Raw genomic sequence first — 17,319 nt, 5'->3', positions numbered from 1 at the left:
GACCGCGCCTAACTCAGGCCGAACGAGCCTGGCCACCGGTGACACGCGGCCCGCAGGCCCGATCGTCCTGAGTTAGGGACGCGGGAGGGGCACAGCACGCGCGGGGGAAGCCCGGGCGAGGGCACCGGGCAGCGCGAGGATCAGACCGAGAAGAGCGCGTGCAGCGGCGCGTCGCCGAGCAGGTCGCGCCCGCCCAGGGCGTCGATCTCCAGCAGCACCGCCGTGCCGATGACGATGCCGCCCAGCGTCGACACCAGCTCCCGGGCCGCGGCGATGGTGCCGCCGGTGGCCAGGACGTCGTCCATCAGCAGCACGCGCGTGCCCGGTGGGAGGTCGTCGTGCATCTCGATGTCGGCGGTGCCGTACTCCAGCGCGTACGAGACGGATGCGGCGGGGCGCGGCAGCTTGCCGGCCTTGCGGATCGGGACGAGCCCGGCATCGGCCGCGATCGCGGCGGCTCCGGCCAGAAGGAAACCGCGGGCCTCGATCCCGGCGACCACGTCGAAGCCGCCGGCGAACGGCGCGATGAGCGCATCGATGCACGTGCGCAGCGCGGACGCGTCCGCCAGCAGCGGCGTGATGTCGCGGAAGACCACGCCGGGAGCCGGATAGTCGGGGATGCTGCCGATCAGGCTTTCGGCGCGCGCGAGGGCGGCAGGACGTTCGGGCACGCGCCCACCTTACCCGCGAGACGTCGAGGACCCCGGCGCTCCGGCCTTCCCTGCAAGCGCTTGCAGTAGTCTGGCGGGATGACTTTCACGCAGGAGGACGCCCGCACCGAAACGACCGTCGCACCGGGGTCGGAGTGGTGGCGCACCGCCGTCATCTACCAGATCTACCCGCGCTCGTTCGCGGACAGCTCCGGCGACGGCATCGGCGATCTTCCTGGCGTCACCGCCCACCTCGGCGACCTGGGCGACCTGGGCATCGACGCGATCTGGCTGAGCCCCTTCCAGCGCTCGCCGCAGAAGGATGCCGGCTACGACGTGGCCGACTACTGCGACGTCGACCCGCTGTTCGGCACGCTCGCCGACTTCGATGACCTGCTCGCCGGTGCGCACGAGCGCGGTATCCGCATCATCGTCGACCTGGTCCCGAACCACTCGTCCGACCAGCACGAGTGGTTCCAGGCGGCCCTCGCCGCCGGCCCCGGCAGCAGCGAGCGCGCGCGCTACATGTTCCGCGACGGCCGCGGCGCCGACGGCGAACTGCCCCCGAACAACTGGGAGTCGGTGTTCGGCGGCCCCGCCTGGACGCGCGTCACCGAAGCCGACGGCGCCCCGGGCCAGTGGTACCTGCACCTGTTCGACGCGTCCCAGCCCGACTTCGACTGGTCGAACGAGGAGGTGCGTGAGGAGTTCCGCCGCATCCTGCGCTTCTGGCTCGACCGCGGTGTCGACGGGTTCCGCGTCGATGTGGCGCACGGCCTGGTGAAAGAGGCGGGCCTTCCGGACTACACGCCGGACCCGCAGGCAGGGTCCATGGGCGGCAACGAAGCATCGGTGCCGTATTGGGGCCAGCCGGGTGTCCACGAGATCTACCGCGATTGGCACACGCTCCTCGCGGAGTACGACGGTGACCGTGCATTGTGCGCGGAGGCCTGGATGCCCAGCGTCGCGCAGACGGCCCTGTGGGTACGCCCCGACGAAATGCACCAGGCATTCAACTTCGAGTACCTCGAGACGGCGTGGGATGCAGCCAAGCTGCGTGCCGTCATCTCCGAATCGATCACGGCCTACCCCGCGGTCGGTGCACCGAGCACCTGGGTGCTCTCGAACCACGACGTCGTCCGTCACGCGTCGCGCCTCGCCCTGACGGCGGAGAACCCGCAGGGGTCCGGCCTCGGCCCCCTGTCGCCCGGCAAGCCGATCCCCGAGGTGGGGCTCCGCCGAGCTCGTGCCGCGACCGCGCTCATGCTCGCCCTCCCCGGGTCGGCGTACCTCTACCAGGGCGAAGAGCTCGGCCTGCCCGAGGTCATCGACCTTCCCGACGACAGCCGGCAGGACCCCACCTGGTTCCGCACGCAGGGCGAGCGCTACGGGCGCGACGGATGCCGCGTGCCCATCCCGTGGAGCGCAACCGCACCGGCGTACGGCTTCTCCGAGACCGGCGCCTCCTGGCTGCCGCAGCCGGCCGAGTGGGCGGCACTCGCCCGCGAAGCCCAGGTCGGCGACCCGGAGTCGACCCTGGAGCTGTACCGCACCCTCCTCGCCGAGCGTCGGTCCCGGAGCCTCGGGAGCGGCTCGATGGAGTGGCTCGACGGCTTCGGCGACGACGTCGTGGCGTTCCGCAACGGCGACCTGACGGTCATCGCGAACGTCGGCGGCGACACGGTGGCGCTCCCGGCCGGTACGCTCGTGGCCGCGAGCGGTCCGCTCGCGGCAGAGGGCATCCCGGGCGACACGACGGTCTGGATCGCCGCGGACTGACGCGGCGAGCGGGCCGAACGAGCGCGCGAACGAAGCATCCCGTGGGGGGAGTCCGGCGATGGTGAGCATCGACGAGGTCGCGCGGTTGGCCGGCGTGTCGACGGCGACGGTCTCGCGGGCGCTCAGCGGCCGCGGGCACGTCTCCGAGGCCACCCGGACCCGGGTGATGGCCGCCGCCGAGAACCTCGGCTATGTCGTGTCGGCCTCGGCGTCGAGCCTCGCATCGGGGCGAACGCGCAACGTCGGCGTGCTCGTGCCGTTCGTGGACCGCTGGTTCTTCAGCACCGTCCTGAGCGGCATCGCGGCCGCGCTCATGCGGCGCGGCTACGACATCACGCTGTACAGCGTCACGGCCGATCCCGCCGAGCGGCGCATGGTCTTCGAGACGTTCCTGCGCCGGCGACGCATCGATGGACTCATCGCCATCTCCATCGAGCTCGGCGCCGACGAGTCCGAGCGCCTCCACGACCTCGGCATCCCCGTGATCGCGATCGGCGGCCCCAACCCGCAGCTGACCACACTGACCGTGGATGACGTCGCCGTCGCGCGCCTGGCCACCGAACACCTGCTCTCGCTGGGCCACACTCACATCGGGCACATCGGGGCCAATCCCGAGTTCGACATCGACTTCCACATCCCCACCCAGCGCCGACAGGGCTTCGAGCAGGCGCTGTCGGATGCGGGGATTCCGGCGCTGCCCGCACTGTACGAGCCCGCGGACTTCACGATCGAGGGCGGGTTCCGCGCCGCCACGCAGCTGCTCGGGCGGCCCGGCGAGCGCCCCACCGCACTGTTCGCCGCATCCGACGAGATGGCCATCGGAGCGGTGCTCGCCGCGCGCGAGCTCGGCTACCGCGTTCCCGAAGACCTCTCAGTGATCGGCGTCGACGGGCACGAGCTCGGCGAATTCTTCCGGCTCACCACGATCGACCAGTTCCCGCTGGGCCAGGGAGAGCGGGCCGCCGAGGCGATCCTCACCCGGCTCGAGGACCCCGCATCCGTCCCGCACATCCCCGCGCGTCTGCCGTTCGAGCTCGTCGTGCGCGGCACGACCGCCCGCCAGCGCTGACGCCTCCGCCGTCGCACGCGGGTGACGAGGGCCCCGACCCCGCATGCGAGATCCGGGCCGCCCCCTAGGCTCGGGGGATGAGCATCGATCTCGAGAGCCTGTACCGCGACCTGCACCGACACCCCGAGCTGTCCTTTCAGGAGACGCGCACCGCCGGCGTGATCGTGACGCACCTCACCCAGCTCGGGATCGAGTTCGAAGAGGGAGTCGGGCGCACCGGTGTCGTGGCCGTCATCCGCAGCCAGCCCGCCGGCTCCGAGGCCGAAGGTCCGGTCGTCTGGCTGCGCGCCGACATGGACGGGCTGCCGGTCGAGGAGCGGACCAACCTCGACTACGCCAGCACGGCCCGCGGCGTGGACCCCGCCGGCAACAGCGTGCCCGTCATGCACGCGTGCGGGCACGATATGCACGTCACGGCGATGCTCGGGGCGCTGCAGCGCCTCGCGGCCACGCGGGGCGAGTGGTCCGGCACGGTGGTGGCGGTGTTCCAGCCGGCCGAGGAGTACGGCGCCGGCGCGCAGGCCATGATCGCCGACGGCGTGCTCGCCCGGTTCCCGAAGCCCGACATCGTGCTCGGCCAGCACCTCACCCCCCTTCCCGCCGGCACGATCGGGGTGCGCCCGGGCACCCAGATGGCCGCATCCGACGGGCTCACCGTCGTCCTCCACGGCCGCGGCGGCCACGGTTCGCGCCCGCACTCCACGATCGACCCCGTGGTGATGGCGGCAGCCACTGTCATGCGGCTGCAGACGATCGTCTCGCGCGAGGTCGACCCGCGCGATGTCGCCGTGGTCACCGTGGGCTCCATCCACGCCGGGCTCAAGAACAACATCATCCCTGCGGAGGCGAGGCTGGAGCTGAGCCTGCGGTACCCCGACGACGAAGCCCGCGACCGCGTGCTGGAGAAGGTCGAGCGCATCGTGCGGGCCGAGGCCGCCGCATCCGGCGCCGAGGTGCCGCCCGTGATCTCCACCGACCACACCCTCCCGCCCACCATCAACGATGCGGATGCCACGGCCCGCCTGGTCGCGGCGTTCGAGCGGTCGTTCGGGGCGGGCAGTGTCGTCGACCCCGGCATGTTCACCGGGAGCGAGGACGTCTCCTGGTTCGCGCGGGACTCCGGCGTGCCGTTGGTGTACTGGTTCTGGGGCGGCGTCGACCCGCAGGCCTATGGCGAGGCGGTGGCGGCGGGCACCGTGGAACGCGACATCCCCACCAACCACTCCCCCTTCTTCGCTCCGGTCCTCCAGCCGACGATCGACCGCGGCGTGGAGAACCTCGTCGTCGCTGCCCGGGAGTTCCTGGGCTGACGGCGCCCCGTCGCCGGTCAGGCCCGGTAGCGGGATGCCAGCTCCGGCGACTGCGCACCGAATGCGGCGAGGTCGGCGGCGAAGACATCCTCGAGCAGCGCATGCTGCTCCACCCCGGGGGCGGTGACGGTCTCCCCGAGGTCGATGCCGCGGAGGCTGGCGGTGACGACGTCGGCGGCCGTCATACGCGGAACGGCCGACAGGTCCATGCCCTGTCGTTCGTGGAACTCCGTCGCGACCACGCCCGGCAGCAGAACCTGCACGTTCACGCCGCTCGGAGACAGCTCGGCGTTCAGGGTCTGGGAGAAGGCGAGGGCGTAGGCGAGGGTCGACGCGTACACGGCACGTCGCAGCCCGACCTGCTCGAGAGTCGCAGGACCGCTGAAGGCGATCATGCCCGCGACATTGACGATCTGCCCGGCGCCGCGCTCCACCATCCCGGGTGTGATGGCGCGGGTCAGAAGCGTGGGGGCGAGCACCTTCACGCCCACCAGTTCGGCCGCCTCCTCCTCGGGCAGCTCGGTGAACGCCTTGTAGTGAGCGACCCCGGCGTTGTTGACCAGGAACGTCACCGGCTGGTCGCCGACCACGGAGATGACCTCCTGGATTCCCTCGCGCGTCGACAGGTCCGCGACAACGGTCCGCACCGCCACGTCCGGGAACTCGGTGGCGAGTTCGTCGAGGCGCTCCTGACGCCGCCCCACAGCGATGACGTCCGTCCCCCGCGATGCCAGCCGGCGCGCATACTCGCGGCCGATCCCCGACGACGCTCCGGTGACGACAGCCAATCCGGTCATGTCCTCCTCCTTGCTTCAGATACCGCTGCTCCGGTCCTCGTGGCGCCGACCGGATCGTGACCTACCCGCCCGATCTGCCGCCCGATATCCATGGTGGTGCCGGTATCAGTGGGGTGGGTACGCCCCCGTGACAGTGGTCCCCGCAGGACCACGAGCGTGCATCCGCTGGCGATCTAAGATGCGGGCATGGCTTCCCGGCAGAACATGCTCGGCGACTATCTGCGTGCCCAGCGCGCACGCGTCCTCCCCGAGCAGGTCGGCCTTCCCGGCGGACGCAACCGCCGCGTGCCGGGTCTGCGGCGGTCGGAGGTCGCGCTCCTGGCCGGCATCAGCTCGGACTACTACCTCCGCCTCGAGCAGGGTCGCGATCGGCGCCCCTCTCCCCAGATCCTCGAGGCCCTCGCGCGGGTGTTCGGGCTCGACCCCACCGGGACCGCGTACCTGCTGTCGCTGACGGAGCAGTCCGGTGCGCGGCCAGGGAAGCGGCCGCGACGGGAAACCGTGCCGGACAGCGTCGCCCAGCTCTTGACGTCGCTGCACCTGCCGGCTTTCGTCGAGGGCCGCTACTTCGATGTGCTCGCCGCCAATCCCCTCGCCACCGCCGTCTCGCCCCGGTTGGCGGCAGGCGAGAACCGGCTTCGCGCCGTCTTCCTCGATCCGGACGAACGGGCCCTCTACCCCGACTGGGATGACACCACCGCGCGCCTGGTGGCCGGCTTCCGCCGCTCCGTCGGCGCCGACACCACCGACTCACGCTTCATCGACCTCGTCGGGGAGCTCTCTCTGGCCAGCGCCCGATTCCGAGCCCTCTGGGCGCAGCAGGACGTCCAGGCCCGGCAGAGTTGGCCGTCACCATCGACCACCCCCTCGTGGGCGAGCTCACCCTCAATCGCGAGAAACTCCTCATCGGCGACACGCTCCAGAGTCTCTTCCTCGTGATCTACCACCCTGCTCCCGGAAGCGACAGCGCCGACAAACTCGCCTTCCTCGCGTCGTACACGGAGTGACGCCCCTGTCGACTCGCCACCATCCGTCGGATTCTCGGCCGAAACACGACCGAACGTGGCGACTCGACCGGGGGGTCAGTCGGTGAGGAGGCGGTAGCCCATCCCCTGCTCGGTCAGGAGGTACCGGGGGTGCGCCGGCTCGGGCTCGAGCTTCTTCCGCAGTTGCGACACATACAACCTCAGGTAACCCGAGTCCGACACCTGCTCGCTGCCCCACAGCTCCTTCAGCAGGGTCTGGCGCGTCACGAGCGTGCCCGGGTGGCGGGCGAGGAATTCCAGCATCCGCCACTCGGTCGGCGTGAGACGAACGCGGACGCCGTCCCGAGTGACGACGCGGGCGGTCAGATCCACGACCACGTCCCCGAACGCGACGACCGGGTCGGCGGATGCGGCGGTCGTCCGTCGCGACAACGCCCGCAGTCGCGCGAGAAGCTCGTCGATCTGGAACGGCTTCGTCACGTAGTCGTCGGCGCCCGCGTCGAGAGCCTCCACCTTGTCGGCCGACCCCGTCCGTCCCGACACCACGAGGATCGGTGCATCCGTCCAGCCCCGCAGCGCCTGGATGACCCGCACCCCGTCCAGGCGCGGCATCCCGAGGTCGAGCACCACGACGTCGGGACGCTCCTGCGCCGCCACCGTGATCGCCGCGGCCCCATCGGGAGCGGTGACCACGTCGTACCCGTGCGCCGCAAGGGTGATCCGCAGAGCGCGGACCAATTGCGGATCGTCGTCGGCAAGGAGGATCTTCATCGGGGTTCATCCTCACGTGGGCCGTCCGCCGCCGGCAGGGAGATGACCATCGTCAGGCCGCCTCCTGGAGTGTCTTCGGGGGTGAGGGTGCCGCCCATCCCTTCCGTGAAACCGCGCGAGAGGGCGAGGCCGAGGCCGAGGCCTGTCGTGTTGTCCGTGTCGCCGAGGCGCTGGAACGGGGCGAACATGTCGCCGCGGCGCTCGGGCGGAACCCCGGTTCCCGAGTCCACCACGCGGATCTCCACCGTGCCGCCCAGACGACTCGTGGCGATGCGGGCGCGCGTGCCGGCGGGGGCATGGCGGTGGGCGTTGGCGAGCACATTCACGAGCACGCGCTGCAGCAGCACCGGATCTGCCAGAACGAGGGGGAGGTCGGGGTCGAGGGCGAGATCGACCTGATCGGGTCCGAAGTGCAGCTCGTCGACCGCGGAGAGGATCACTCCCGCCGCATCCACCGGCCCGAGGGACACCCCCAGCACGCCGGCCTCAACCCGGCTCACGTCGAGCAGGTCGGTGACGAGGGTCGACAGGGTCGCAAGGCTCTCGTCGGCGGTCGCGAGGAGTTCCCGCCGATCGTCGTCGGAGAGGTGACCGTCCGCGGCGCGCAGCCCGCCGAGTGCCGCGACGGCGGCGGCCAGCGGCCGGCGCAGGTCGTGGCTCACCGCGGAGAGGAGGGCGCTTCGCACCTGGTCGGTCTCGGCGAGCACACCGGCCTCGCGCGCCGATTCGGCCAGGACGGTGCGCTCGAGCGCCGCGCCGAGCTGGGCGACGATGACATCCAGGAGCCGTCGACCGGACGCATCGAGCTCTCCGCCGTGCAGTTCGAGCGTCGCACGAGGGGCAGCGGCCGGGCCGACGGGAAGATGCACGGCACGCTCGTCGCGCACCGGCTCGCCGTCGGTGGCGAGCACCGTGCCGTCGGCGGCGAGAAGGCGCACTCCGGAGAAGCCGAACGCCTCCCGCGCCCGCGTCACCAGCGCAGGAACGGCGCTCTCGCCCCGCAGAACGCTGCCGGCCACCGTCGCGAGCACTTCGGATTCTGCCAACGCCCGTCGCGCCGCGCGTTGACGCCGAGCCGCCTGGTCGACGACGAGGCTCACCAGGATCGCGATCACGACGTACAGGACGATCGACAGGGCGTGCGCGGGATCGGCGATCTCGACGGAGAACATCGGGTCGATGAACAGGAAGTCGAGGGTGAGTCCGGAGAGCACGGCTGCGAACACCGCCGGCCAGATACCGCCGACCAGGGCCGCCACCACGACGAGCAGCTGATAGGCGAGCACATCGGATGTGAGGGAGCCGGGGCCGCCGGCGGCGTACAGCAGCCACGACAGGAGCGGTCCGCCGACGAGGGCGACGACGAAGCCGAGGATGCGGCGCTTGACACTGAGCGCACCGCCCCGGAGGCGCGGGAGCGCCAGGCGCCCTCCGGCGGCGGAGTGCGTCACCATGTGCACGTCGATGTCGCCGGACTCCCGGATGACGGTAGCGCCGATACCAGGACCGGTCAGCGCCGCGGCCAGGCGTCCGCGGCGGCTCACCCCGATGACGAGCTGGGAGGCGTTGACCGAACGGGCGAAACCCACCAGGGCGCGCGCGATGTCGTCGCCGACGACCTGGTGGTAGGTGCCGCCGAGCGATTCGACGAGGGCTCGCTGCGCGGTCAGCGCTCCGGGAACGGCGGAGCGCAGCCCGTCCTGGCTCGAGACGTGGACAGCGAGCAGTTCGCCGCCCGCCGATCGGGCGGCGATCCGCGCGCCCCGACGCAGCAGCGTCTCGCCTTCCGGTCCGCCCGTCAGGGCGACGACGACGCGCTCCCGCGCCTGCCACGAACCTTCGATGCCATGATCCGCGCGATACGTCCGCAGCGCGCTGTCCACCTCGTCGGCCAGCCACAGCAGCGCGAGTTCGCGGAGGGCGGTGAGGTTTCCCAGGCGGAAGTAGTTCGACAGCGCGGCATCGATCCGCTCGGCCGGGTAGACGACACCGGCCGAGAGACGGTCGCGCAGTGACTGCGGGGCAAGGTCGACGACCTCGATCTGGTCGGCGCCGCGGACGACGCCATCCGGGACTGTCTCGCGCTGCACGACGCCGGTGATCTGCTCCACCACATCGCGGAGAGAGGCGATGTGCTGCACGTTGACGGTGGTGATGACGTCGATCCCCGCCGCGAGGATCTCCTCGACGTCGGCCCACCGCTGGCCGTTACGGGAGCCGGGTGCGTTGGTGTGGGCGAGCTCGTCCACCAGCGCGAGGTCGGGTCGGCGCGCGAGGACCGCGTCGACATCCATTTCCTCCAGCGTGACGCCGCGGTGCTCCACCACGCGCCGAGGGATGACCGGGAGACCCTCCGCCTGCGCTGCCGTCGCACTGCGGCCGTGGGTCTCGACGATCGCGATCACCACGTCCCGGCCATCGGCCTGCAGCCGCCGGCCCTCCCCGAGCATTTCGTACGTCTTGCCGACGCCGGGCGCCGCGCCCAGCAGCACCCGCAGCCTCCCCCGCTTCACGACAAGGCCCCCCACCGCTCACCCGCACTGCGGTGCGGGCCGATCGCCGGGCACGCCGCACAATGGTGCGGCGCAACCGCTCGGGGATCGGGATGGGAGGCCATGGCGGAAGTCTGTCAGCCTCCGAGGGCGTCCAGTGCGAGGTTCAGCTCCAGCACGTTCACGCGTTCGGCACCGAGGAAGCCGAGGTCGCGCGGCTTCACGTGCGTCTGTACGAGGTCGCGGACCTCTTCCACCGGGATGCCGCGGGCCTCGGCGACGCGCTCCGCCTGCACGGTGGCGTACGCGACGCTGATGTCGGGGTCGAGCCCCGAGCCGGATGCCGTGACGGCGTCGGCCGGGATCTCCGCACGCGGCACACCGTCGGAGGCGGAGATCGCCGCTTGGCGTTCGGCGATCGCATCCACGAGGTCGGCGTTGTTCGGTCCGAGGTTCGAGCCGCTCGAGGCGCCACCGTCGTATCCGTCGCCTGCGGCGGACGGGCGCGACTGGAAGTATTCGGGCAGCGGTTCGCCGTCGGCGTCGGTCCATCCCTGCCCGATGAGCGATGACCCCACCACGGCTCCCTCGGCGTCGCGCACGAGGGAGCCGTTGGCTTGGGCGGGGAAGACGAGCTGGCCGATCGCGGTGATCAGCAGCAGGTAGCCGACCCCGAGCACGGCGGTGAAGACGAGCATCGCGCGAACGGCGACGCCGGTGGTGCGCAGGGTGGTGCGGGTGTTCGACATGACGATGTCTCCTTGGATTCAGAAGCCCGGAATGAGGCTCACGACGAGGTCGATGAGCTTGATTCCGAGGAAGGGTGCGATCACGCCGCCCAGCCCGTAGATGAGCAGGTTGCGGCTGAGGATGCGCGACGCGCTGGCCGCGCGGTATTTCACGCCGCGGAGCGCCAGGGGGATGAGCACGATGATCACGAGGGCGTTGAAGATGATGGCGCTCGTCACCGCGGATGCCGGCGACGACAACTGCATGATGTTCAGTGCCGCCAGACCGGGGAACACCCCCATGAACATGGCCGGGATGATGGCGAAGTACTTGGCGATGTCGTTCGCGAGGGAGAAGGTCGTGAGCGCGCCCCGCGTGATCAACAGCTGCTTGCCGATGCGGACGATGTCGATGAGCTTCGTCGGGTCCGAATCGAGATCGACCATGTTGCCGGCCTCCTTCGCAGCCGACGTGCCGGTGTTCATCGCCACGCCCACGTCGGCCTGCGCAAGCGCGGGCGCGTCGTTCGTGCCGTCACCGGTCATCGCGACGAGGTTTCCGCCTTCCTGCTCGCGAGTGATCAGGGCGAGCTTGTCCTCCGGGGTGGCCTCGGCGAGGTAGTCATCCACGCCCGCCTCCGCGGCGATGGCCTTGGCGGTGAGCGGGTTGTCTCCCGTGATCATGACCGTGCGGATGCCCATCGCGCGCAGTTCGGCGAAACGCTCGCGCAGGCCCTCTTTGACGACGTCTTTGAGGTGCACGACGCCGAGCACGCGCCCGGTCGGTGACCCGGTCGAGGCGTCGGGGCGGAGAGTGGCCACCACGAGCGGCGTCCCGCCGGACGCGGCGATCGCGTCGGTCTCGCTCATCAGCTGCGCGCCCACCTGCGGTGAGACGCCCGCTCCGGCCGCTTCCAGCCACGCCAGAACCGCGGCTCCGGCGCCCTTGCGCACCTCCGTGCCGTCGGGGAGGTCGAGGCCGCTCATGCGTGTCTGCGCGGTGAAGGGCACCGCGACGGAATCCCGCGGCATCTCGGCCACGATGCCGCCGGCGGCAGCGAGCTCCACGATCGAGGTCCCCTCGGGGGTGGGGTCCGCGAGCGACGACAGGGATGCGGCGCGGGCGAGTTCTTCGACGGCGGTCGCCGAGCCGGTCGAGCCGTCAGGGCCGCCCACCGGGATGAACTCCGACGCCCGCCGGTTGCCGTAGGTGATCGTGCCGGTCTTGTCCAGCAGCAGGGTGGTGACATCGCCCGCCGCCTCCACGGCCCGGCCCGACATCGCCAGGACGTTCCGCTGGACGAGACGATCCATCCCGGCGATGCCGATGGCGCTCATCAGCGCCCCGATGGTGGTCGGGATGAGGCACACCAGGAGGGCGATGAGCACGGGGATCGACACGGGGGATGCGGCGTACGAGGCGATCGGGTTCAGCACCAGCACGACCACGACGAACACGATCGACAGGCTCGCCAGGAGGATGTTGAGCGCGATCTCGTTGGGTGTGCGCTGGCGCGAAGCACCCTCGACCAGCGCGATCATCCGGTCGACGAAGGTCTCGCCGGGCTTCGAGGTGATCCGCACGACGATGCGGTCGGAGAGCACGCGGGTGCCGCCGGTGACGGCGCTGCGGTCGCCGCCGGACTCCCGGACGACGGGCGCGGACTCGCCCGTGATCGCCGATTCGTCCACGGTGGCGATGCCCCAGACGATGTCGCCGTCGCCGGGGATGAGCTCGCCCGCCTCGACCACCACGACGTCGCCGAGCGTGAGATCGGCCGAGGGGACGTCGTCGACGGCGGCGGTGGTCGCCGCGGCATCCTTGACCGGGTCGTATCCCGACACGCGGCGGGCGATCGTGGTGGTGCGGGTCTTGCGCAGCGTGGCCGCCTGAGCCTTACCGCGCCCCTCGGCCACTGCCTCGGCGATATTCGCGAACAGGACCGTGAGCCACAGCCAGACCGCGATGCCCCACGTGAAGCCGGCGGGCACGCTGGCGCCGCCCGAGGCTTCCGCCCCGCCGAGGAAGGGCTCGACGATGGCGATGAGCGTCGTCAGGGCGGCACCGACCCACACGAGGAACATGACGGGATTGCGCCACTGCGCAGCCGGGTTCAGTTTGCGCAGTGCACCGGGAAGGGCGCCGACGATCTGCGATGCGCCGAAGGCGCGCTGCGGCACGCCGGGCCGCGCGACAGGCTCAGCGACCGGCGAACCGGAGGCGGGGCGCGACGAAACGTCTTCGGGGATGGTGGTGGACATCAGGAAAGTCCTTCAGCGAGGGGTCCGAGCGTGAGGACCGGGAAGTAGGTGAGAGCGGTGACGAGGATCGCCACGGCGCCGAGGAGGCCCGCGAACTGCGGCCGGTGGGTGGGCAGCGTTCCGGCGGTGGCCGGGGCTTTGTCCTGCGCGGCAAGCGAACCCGCCAGGGCGAGCGCCAGCACGATGGGCACGAACCTGCCGAGGAGCATCGCCACGCCCAGCGCGGTGTTGAACCACGGGGTGTTGGCCGTGAGCCCGGCGAAGGCCGACCCGTTGTTGTTGGCGGCCGAGGTGAAGGCGTAGAGGACCTCGCTCAACCCGTGCACCCCGGGATTCCAGATCGACGTCGCCTCGACGTCGGCGCGGACGGGCGGGATGGCGAAGCTCAGCGCGGTTCCGGCGAGCACGAGGAGGGGCGTCACGAGGATGTAGAGGCTCGCGAGCTTGATCTCCCGCGGACCGATGCTCTTGCCGAGGTACTCGGGGGTGCGGCCGATGAGCAGCCCGCCCACGAATACCGCGATGACGGCGACGACGAGCATCCCGTAGAGCCCGGCACCGACGCCACCGGGCGCGATCTCGCCGAGCATCATGTTGATCATCGGCAGCATCCCGCCCAGCGCCGTGTAGCTGTCGAGCATCGAGTTCACCGCGCCGGTGGAGGTGAGGGTCGATGTGGAATCGAAGAGGGTCGAACCGAAGAGGCCGAACCGCACTTCCTTCCCCTCCATCACGCCTCCGGCCAGCTGCGGCGCCGCACCGCCGGCCGAAGCCTCGGCCCACGTCGCCAGCACCAGGGAGGCGAGGAAGATCGCGGCCATCACGCCGACGATCGTGTAGCCCTGCCGGTTGTCGCCGACGATCCTGCCGAAGGCGCGCGGCATCGCGAACGGGATCACGAGCATGAGGAACACCTGGAAGAGACTCGTCCACGGTGTGGGGTTCTCGAACGGATGCGCCGAGTTGGTGTTGAAGAAGCCGCCGCCGTTGGTGCCGACCAGCTTGATCGCCTCCTGGGAGGCAACCGGTCCTCCCGGAATCGACTGAGCCGCACCGGCGACCGTGGTGGCGTCGGTGAAGCCCGCGAAGTTCTGCACGACCCCGCCGGCGAGAAGCACGACCGCAGCCACGACCGCGAACGGCAGCAACAGGCGATACGTTCCCCGCACGAGGTCGACCCAGAAGTTGCCGATCGTCCCGGAGCGGCGGGAGGCGAAGCCGCGGACGAGCGCGATCGCCACGGCGATGCCGACCGCAGCCGAGACGAAGTTCTGCACCGCGAGCGCGGCGAACTGCACGGTGTAGCCGAGCGTCAACTCGGGCGAGTACGACTGCCAGTTCGTGTTCGTCACGAACGAGACGGCCGTGTTGAAGGACAGGTGTTCGCTCGGAGCCGGCAGGCCCAGCGCGTAAGGGAGGAACTCCTGCAGTCGCTGGAGCCCGTAAACGGCGAGCACACCCACGAGCGAGAACAGCAGCACGCCACGGAGGTAGGCCTGCCAGGTCTGGGTCGACCGGGAGTCGACTCCGATCAGCCGATAGGTTCCCCGTTCGACAGCGAGGTCTTTCGACGAGGTGTAGATGCGGGCGATGTAATCGCCCAGCGGGCGGTAGGCCACCGCCAGTGCCAGCGCCAGCGTGCCCGCCTGGAGGACCGCGAACCAGATGTCCATCGCGCTCATCAGAACTTCTCCGGACGGACGAGGGCGACGACGAGGTACACGAGGGCAGCGACCGCGAGCGCGGCGGCCAGCAGTGAGATGACGGTCACAGCTTCTCGACCCCCTTGGCGACGAGGCCGATCACGGCGAAGATCGCGATGGTGGCGGCGACATAGATCAGATCGAGCACGAGGACTCCGGACGGGTAGGGACCGCGCGACGGCTGGAACGCGGATGGCCCAGCACACCGGGCCACGCTCCGATGCAACACCGGCAGAGGGTGCACACATCGTCGTCCTAACGATTTCCATACGAATGACGAACGGACTCTCACAGCACGCTGACACCGGCCTCGACGCAGACCGTACCTAGTGTTGCTATGTACTGGTACTCGGCGTTACTATGTACCGGTACCCAGCATCACTGAGTAGCGGAGGGGAGACGTTATGGGCAAACCGGACACCGAGATGCTCAAGGGCGTCCTCGAGGGGATCGTCCTCGCGGTGCTCGCACGACGATCCGCGTACGGGTACGAGATCACCGCGGGGCTGCGTGAGCGGGGTTTCACCGACATCGCCGAGGGGACGATCTACGCACTCCTCGTCCGCATCGAGCAACGCGGACTGGTCGACGTGGAGAAGGTCCCCTCCGAGAAGGGGCCGCCGCGGAAGGTCTACACGCTCAACACCACGGGGCGGGAGCAGCTCGCCGAATTCTGGAAGACCTGGGGTTTTCTCGCCGAACGGCTGGAACAGCTCCGCGAGGAAGGAGACTGACCATGGCCTGGTACGAGAAGATCATCGGCGACCTGGGGCAGAAGAAGCGGTACCTGGCCTACAAGGCGCGCGTCCGGCGCCTTCCGGGTCCTTACCGTCACGCCGCGGCCGCCCTCGAGCGCTACCTGCTGCATCTGGGGCCGAGCAACGACGGCGCCAGCCTCATCGCGATGCTCGACGACCTCGGCGACCTCTTCGAGCAGAGCGCGGCCAGCGGCATCCCGATCCGCGATGTCGTCGGCAGCGACCCTGTCGCCTTCGCCGACACGTTCATGCAGAACTACGGCGGCGGGAGCTGGATCCGTACCGAACAGTCCCGCCTCGAGAAAGCCATCGACACGGCCGATCGGGAGCAGACGCCCTGACCAGCGCGCGCGTCGCCTGACACCCGGCACGACACGCCCTCCGGCCCCACGGCCCGAGGCGATGGCCTCGTGCGCCCTTCGACAGCACCTCCACCAACGTTCAAGGAAGCCACCATGACAACCGCCATCCACGTCCGAGGCCTGGAAAAGGCCTTCGGCGACGTGTCCGTCCTCCGCGGCGTCGACCTCGACGTCACCCGCGGCAGCATCTTCGCTCTCCTCGGTTCCAACGGCGCCGGAAAGACGACGATCGTGAAGATCCTCGCCACGCTGCTTTCTGCCGACGCCGGCTCGGCCCTCATCGACGGGCGCGACGTGTTCACGGAGCCGGCCGGGGTCCGTTCTTCGATCAGCCTCACCGGCCAGTTCGCCGCCGTCGACGAGGTGCTCACCGGCCGCGAGAACCTCGTGCTCGTGGCGCGGCTCCGGCACCAGAAAGACCCCGGGCGCATCGCGGACGACCTGCTCGCTCGCTTCCAGCTCACCGACGCAGGGTCGCGCAGGGCATCGACCTACTCGGGAGGCATGCGTCGTCGGCTCGACATCGCCATGAGCCTGATCGGCCGCCCGCCGGTGATCTTCCTGGACGAACCCACGACGGGCCTTGACCCCGAGGCCCGCATCGAGGTGTGGCGCGCCGTGCGGGAACCCGCCGCCGGAGGCACCACCGTGCTGCTGACGACGCAGTACCTCGACGAGGCCGAGCATCTCGCGGATCGGATCGCGATCCTCCACGAGGGCCGGATCATCGCGAACGGCACTCTCGCGGAGCTGAAGGCGCTCCTTCCTCCCGCGACCGTGGAGTACGTCGAGAAGCAACCCACACTCGAGGAGATCTTCCTCGCCATCGTCGGCGGCACCCACCGCACGCCGCCCACCGCCGGTCCGGCCCGCGACTGAGGAGCACCCCATGACCAACCACTTCTTCGGCGACACCGCCGTGCTCACCGGGAGATCGCTGCGCCACATCCTGCGGAGTCCGGACACCATCATCACGACGGCGGTCACCCCGATCGCACTGATGCTGCTGTTCGTCTACGTCTTCGGCGGGGCGATCGACACCGGCACGCAGTCCTACATCGACTACATGCTCCCCGGCATCCTCCTCATCACCGTCGCATCCGGCATCGCGTACACCGCGTACCGGCTGTTCCTCGATCTGCAGGGCGGAATCTTCGAGCGCTTCCAGTCGATGCCCATTGCCCGGTCGTCGGTCCTGTGGGGTCATGTCCTGACCTCGCTGGTGGCGAACGCGACCTCCCTCGTCATCGTGGTCGCCGTCGCGCTGCTGCTGGGCTTCCGGTCGGGAGCAGGGGTGCTGGCGTGGCTCGCTGTGACGGGGATGCTGCTCCTGTTCACCCTCGCGCTGACCTGGATCGCGGTCATCGCCGGCCTGTCGGCGAAGACGGTGGACGGCGCGAGCGCGTTCTCCTACCCGCTGATCTTCCTTCCGTTCATCAGCTCGGCGTTCGTTCCCACCGACACGATGCCCGGCCCCGTGCGCTGGTTCGCCGAGAACCAGCCGGTCACGTCCATCGTCAATTCCACCCGCGACCTGTTCGCGCAGCGCCCGGTCGGTGCAGACATCTGGATCGCCCTGGCCTGGTGCCTCGGCATCCTCGTGGTGGCCTTCTTCCTCGCGCTGCGGATCTACCGGCGGAAGGCGGCCTGAC

16 protein-coding genes and 1 pseudogene are annotated in these 17,319 nt (G+C 70.2%); 8 read left to right on the top strand and 9 right to left on the bottom strand.

The genetic code is table 11. The features are described 5' to 3' along the window. Nucleotides 1-140 precede the first annotated feature (140 nt). Nucleotides 141-671, bottom strand: a complete 531-nt coding sequence (locus tag AC4FS2_RS16020) for an adenine phosphoribosyltransferase (protein WP_491177667.1) — start codon at nucleotides 669-671, stop codon at nucleotides 141-143. A 78-nt stretch (nucleotides 672-749) separates the two neighbouring features. Here AC4FS2_RS16020 and AC4FS2_RS16015 point away from each other — a divergent pair, with 78 nt between their 5' ends. The 3 genes from AC4FS2_RS16015 (at nucleotide 750) to AC4FS2_RS16005 (ending at nucleotide 4,808) form a co-directional block, all read left to right on the top strand. Then, nucleotides 750-2,429: a glycoside hydrolase family 13 protein gene (locus tag AC4FS2_RS16015; protein ID WP_491177665.1), complete on the top strand. Its 1,680-nt coding sequence runs from the start codon at nucleotides 750-752 to the stop codon at nucleotides 2,427-2,429. Nucleotides 2,430-2,487: 58 nt separating this feature from the next. Further along, a complete protein-coding gene (locus AC4FS2_RS16010; protein WP_491155175.1) occupies nucleotides 2,488-3,498 on the top strand; it encodes a LacI family DNA-binding transcriptional regulator in 1,011 nt (336 codons plus the stop codon). Between the two features lie 77 nt (nucleotides 3,499-3,575). Beyond that, nucleotides 3,576-4,808, top strand: coding sequence for an amidohydrolase (locus tag AC4FS2_RS16005; RefSeq protein WP_491177663.1), 1,233 nt, complete (start codon nucleotides 3,576-3,578; stop codon nucleotides 4,806-4,808). Between the two features lie 17 nt (nucleotides 4,809-4,825). On the opposite strand, the gene AC4FS2_RS16000 is transcribed toward AC4FS2_RS16005, so the two are convergent. Next, a complete protein-coding gene (locus AC4FS2_RS16000) occupies nucleotides 4,826-5,605 on the bottom strand; it encodes an SDR family NAD(P)-dependent oxidoreductase (protein ID WP_491177661.1) in 780 nt (259 codons plus the stop codon). A gap of 186 nt (nucleotides 5,606-5,791) precedes the next feature. Between AC4FS2_RS16000 and AC4FS2_RS15995 the strand changes: the two are divergent. Further along, a pseudogene (locus AC4FS2_RS15995) lies at nucleotides 5,792-6,612 on the top strand (helix-turn-helix domain-containing protein). 75 nt (nucleotides 6,613-6,687) lie between these two features. Here AC4FS2_RS15995 and AC4FS2_RS15990 read toward each other — a convergent pair. From AC4FS2_RS15990 to AC4FS2_RS15960, 7 genes are all read right to left on the bottom strand, one after another. Beyond that, entirely contained in the window at nucleotides 6,688-7,362 is a 675-nt protein-coding gene (locus AC4FS2_RS15990; protein ID WP_491155181.1) for a response regulator, read from the bottom strand. After that, nucleotides 7,359-9,875 carry a DUF4118 domain-containing protein gene (locus tag AC4FS2_RS15985; RefSeq protein WP_491177659.1) on the bottom strand — a complete coding sequence of 839 codons (2,517 nt, stop codon included), beginning with the start codon at nucleotides 9,873-9,875 and terminating at the stop codon, nucleotides 7,359-7,361. The genes AC4FS2_RS15990 and AC4FS2_RS15985 overlap by 4 nt, the downstream gene beginning before the upstream one ends. 116 nt (nucleotides 9,876-9,991) lie before the next feature. Continuing rightward, nucleotides 9,992-10,603, bottom strand: coding sequence for a K(+)-transporting ATPase subunit C (kdpC, locus tag AC4FS2_RS15980; RefSeq protein WP_491177657.1), 612 nt, complete (start codon nucleotides 10,601-10,603; stop codon nucleotides 9,992-9,994). Nucleotides 10,604-10,621: 18 nt separating this feature from the next. Then, nucleotides 10,622-12,844, bottom strand: coding sequence for a potassium-transporting ATPase subunit KdpB (kdpB, locus tag AC4FS2_RS15975; RefSeq protein WP_491177654.1), 2,223 nt, complete (start codon nucleotides 12,842-12,844; stop codon nucleotides 10,622-10,624). Then, on the bottom strand, nucleotides 12,844-14,517 hold the full coding sequence (kdpA, locus tag AC4FS2_RS15970) for a potassium-transporting ATPase subunit KdpA (RefSeq protein WP_491155718.1): 1,674 nt from the start codon (nucleotides 14,515-14,517) through the stop codon (nucleotides 12,844-12,846). The genes kdpB and kdpA overlap by 1 nt, the downstream gene beginning before the upstream one ends. 8 nt (nucleotides 14,518-14,525) lie before the next feature. Further along, nucleotides 14,526-14,615 carry a K(+)-transporting ATPase subunit F gene (kdpF, locus tag AC4FS2_RS15965; RefSeq protein WP_491155189.1) on the bottom strand — a complete coding sequence of 30 codons (90 nt, stop codon included), beginning with the start codon at nucleotides 14,613-14,615 and terminating at the stop codon, nucleotides 14,526-14,528. After that, nucleotides 14,612-14,761: a hypothetical protein gene (locus tag AC4FS2_RS15960; protein ID WP_491177652.1), complete on the bottom strand. Its 150-nt coding sequence runs from the start codon at nucleotides 14,759-14,761 to the stop codon at nucleotides 14,612-14,614. The genes kdpF and AC4FS2_RS15960 overlap by 4 nt, the downstream gene beginning before the upstream one ends. Nucleotides 14,762-14,951: 190 nt before the next feature. Here AC4FS2_RS15960 and AC4FS2_RS15955 point away from each other — a divergent pair, with 190 nt between their 5' ends. The 4 genes from AC4FS2_RS15955 to AC4FS2_RS15940 all read left to right on the top strand — a co-directional run bounded on the left by AC4FS2_RS15955 (nucleotide 14,952) and on the right by AC4FS2_RS15940 (nucleotide 17,318). Further along, complete coding sequence (locus tag AC4FS2_RS15955) at nucleotides 14,952-15,281, top strand: PadR family transcriptional regulator (RefSeq protein ID WP_491155193.1); 330 nt, start codon at nucleotides 14,952-14,954, stop codon at nucleotides 15,279-15,281. A 2-nt stretch (nucleotides 15,282-15,283) separates the two neighbouring features. Beyond that, nucleotides 15,284-15,646 (top strand): DUF1048 domain-containing protein, encoded by a 363-nt coding sequence (locus tag AC4FS2_RS15950; RefSeq protein ID WP_491177650.1) that lies wholly within the window; start codon nucleotides 15,284-15,286, stop codon nucleotides 15,644-15,646. A 114-nt stretch (nucleotides 15,647-15,760) separates the two neighbouring features. After that, complete coding sequence (locus AC4FS2_RS15945) at nucleotides 15,761-16,546, top strand: ABC transporter ATP-binding protein (protein ID WP_491177647.1); 786 nt, start codon at nucleotides 15,761-15,763, stop codon at nucleotides 16,544-16,546. Nucleotides 16,547-16,556: 10 nt separating this feature from the next. After that, nucleotides 16,557-17,318, top strand: a complete 762-nt coding sequence (locus tag AC4FS2_RS15940; RefSeq protein ID WP_491155199.1) for an ABC transporter permease — start codon at nucleotides 16,557-16,559, stop codon at nucleotides 17,316-17,318. Nucleotide 17,319 lies beyond the last annotated feature (1 nt).

The organism is Microbacterium sp. Z10_103, assembly GCF_058310455.1.
Note: the sequence above shows the minus strand (reverse complement) of the source record. Positions and strands in the feature narration are given on the sequence as shown.

Excerpts from the sequence above, each read along its gene's own strand:
- AC4FS2_RS16015 (WP_491177665.1), top strand. The coding sequence starts at position 750 with ATGACTTTCACGCAGGAGGACGCCCGCACCGAAACGACCGTCGCACCG.
- AC4FS2_RS16010 (WP_491155175.1), top strand. The coding sequence starts at position 2,488 with ATGGTGAGCATCGACGAGGTCGCGCGGTTGGCCGGCGTGTCGACGGCG.
- AC4FS2_RS16005 (WP_491177663.1), top strand. The coding sequence starts at position 3,576 with ATGAGCATCGATCTCGAGAGCCTGTACCGCGACCTGCACCGACACCCC.
- AC4FS2_RS16000 (WP_491177661.1), bottom strand. The coding sequence starts at position 5,605 with ATGACCGGATTGGCTGTCGTCACCGGAGCGTCGTCGGGGATCGGCCGC.
- AC4FS2_RS15990 (WP_491155181.1), bottom strand. The coding sequence starts at position 7,362 with ATGAAGATCCTCCTTGCCGACGACGATCCGCAATTGGTCCGCGCTCTG.
- kdpC (WP_491177657.1), bottom strand. The coding sequence starts at position 10,603 with ATGTCGAACACCCGCACCACCCTGCGCACCACCGGCGTCGCCGTTCGC.
- kdpB (WP_491177654.1), bottom strand. The coding sequence starts at position 12,844 with ATGTCCACCACCATCCCCGAAGACGTTTCGTCGCGCCCCGCCTCCGGT.
- kdpA (WP_491155718.1), bottom strand. The coding sequence starts at position 14,517 with ATGGACATCTGGTTCGCGGTCCTCCAGGCGGGCACGCTGGCGCTGGCA.
- AC4FS2_RS15955 (WP_491155193.1), top strand. The coding sequence starts at position 14,952 with ATGGGCAAACCGGACACCGAGATGCTCAAGGGCGTCCTCGAGGGGATC.
- AC4FS2_RS15950 (WP_491177650.1), top strand. The coding sequence starts at position 15,284 with ATGGCCTGGTACGAGAAGATCATCGGCGACCTGGGGCAGAAGAAGCGG.
- AC4FS2_RS15945 (WP_491177647.1), top strand. The coding sequence starts at position 15,761 with ATGACAACCGCCATCCACGTCCGAGGCCTGGAAAAGGCCTTCGGCGAC.
- AC4FS2_RS15940 (WP_491155199.1), top strand. The coding sequence starts at position 16,557 with ATGACCAACCACTTCTTCGGCGACACCGCCGTGCTCACCGGGAGATCG.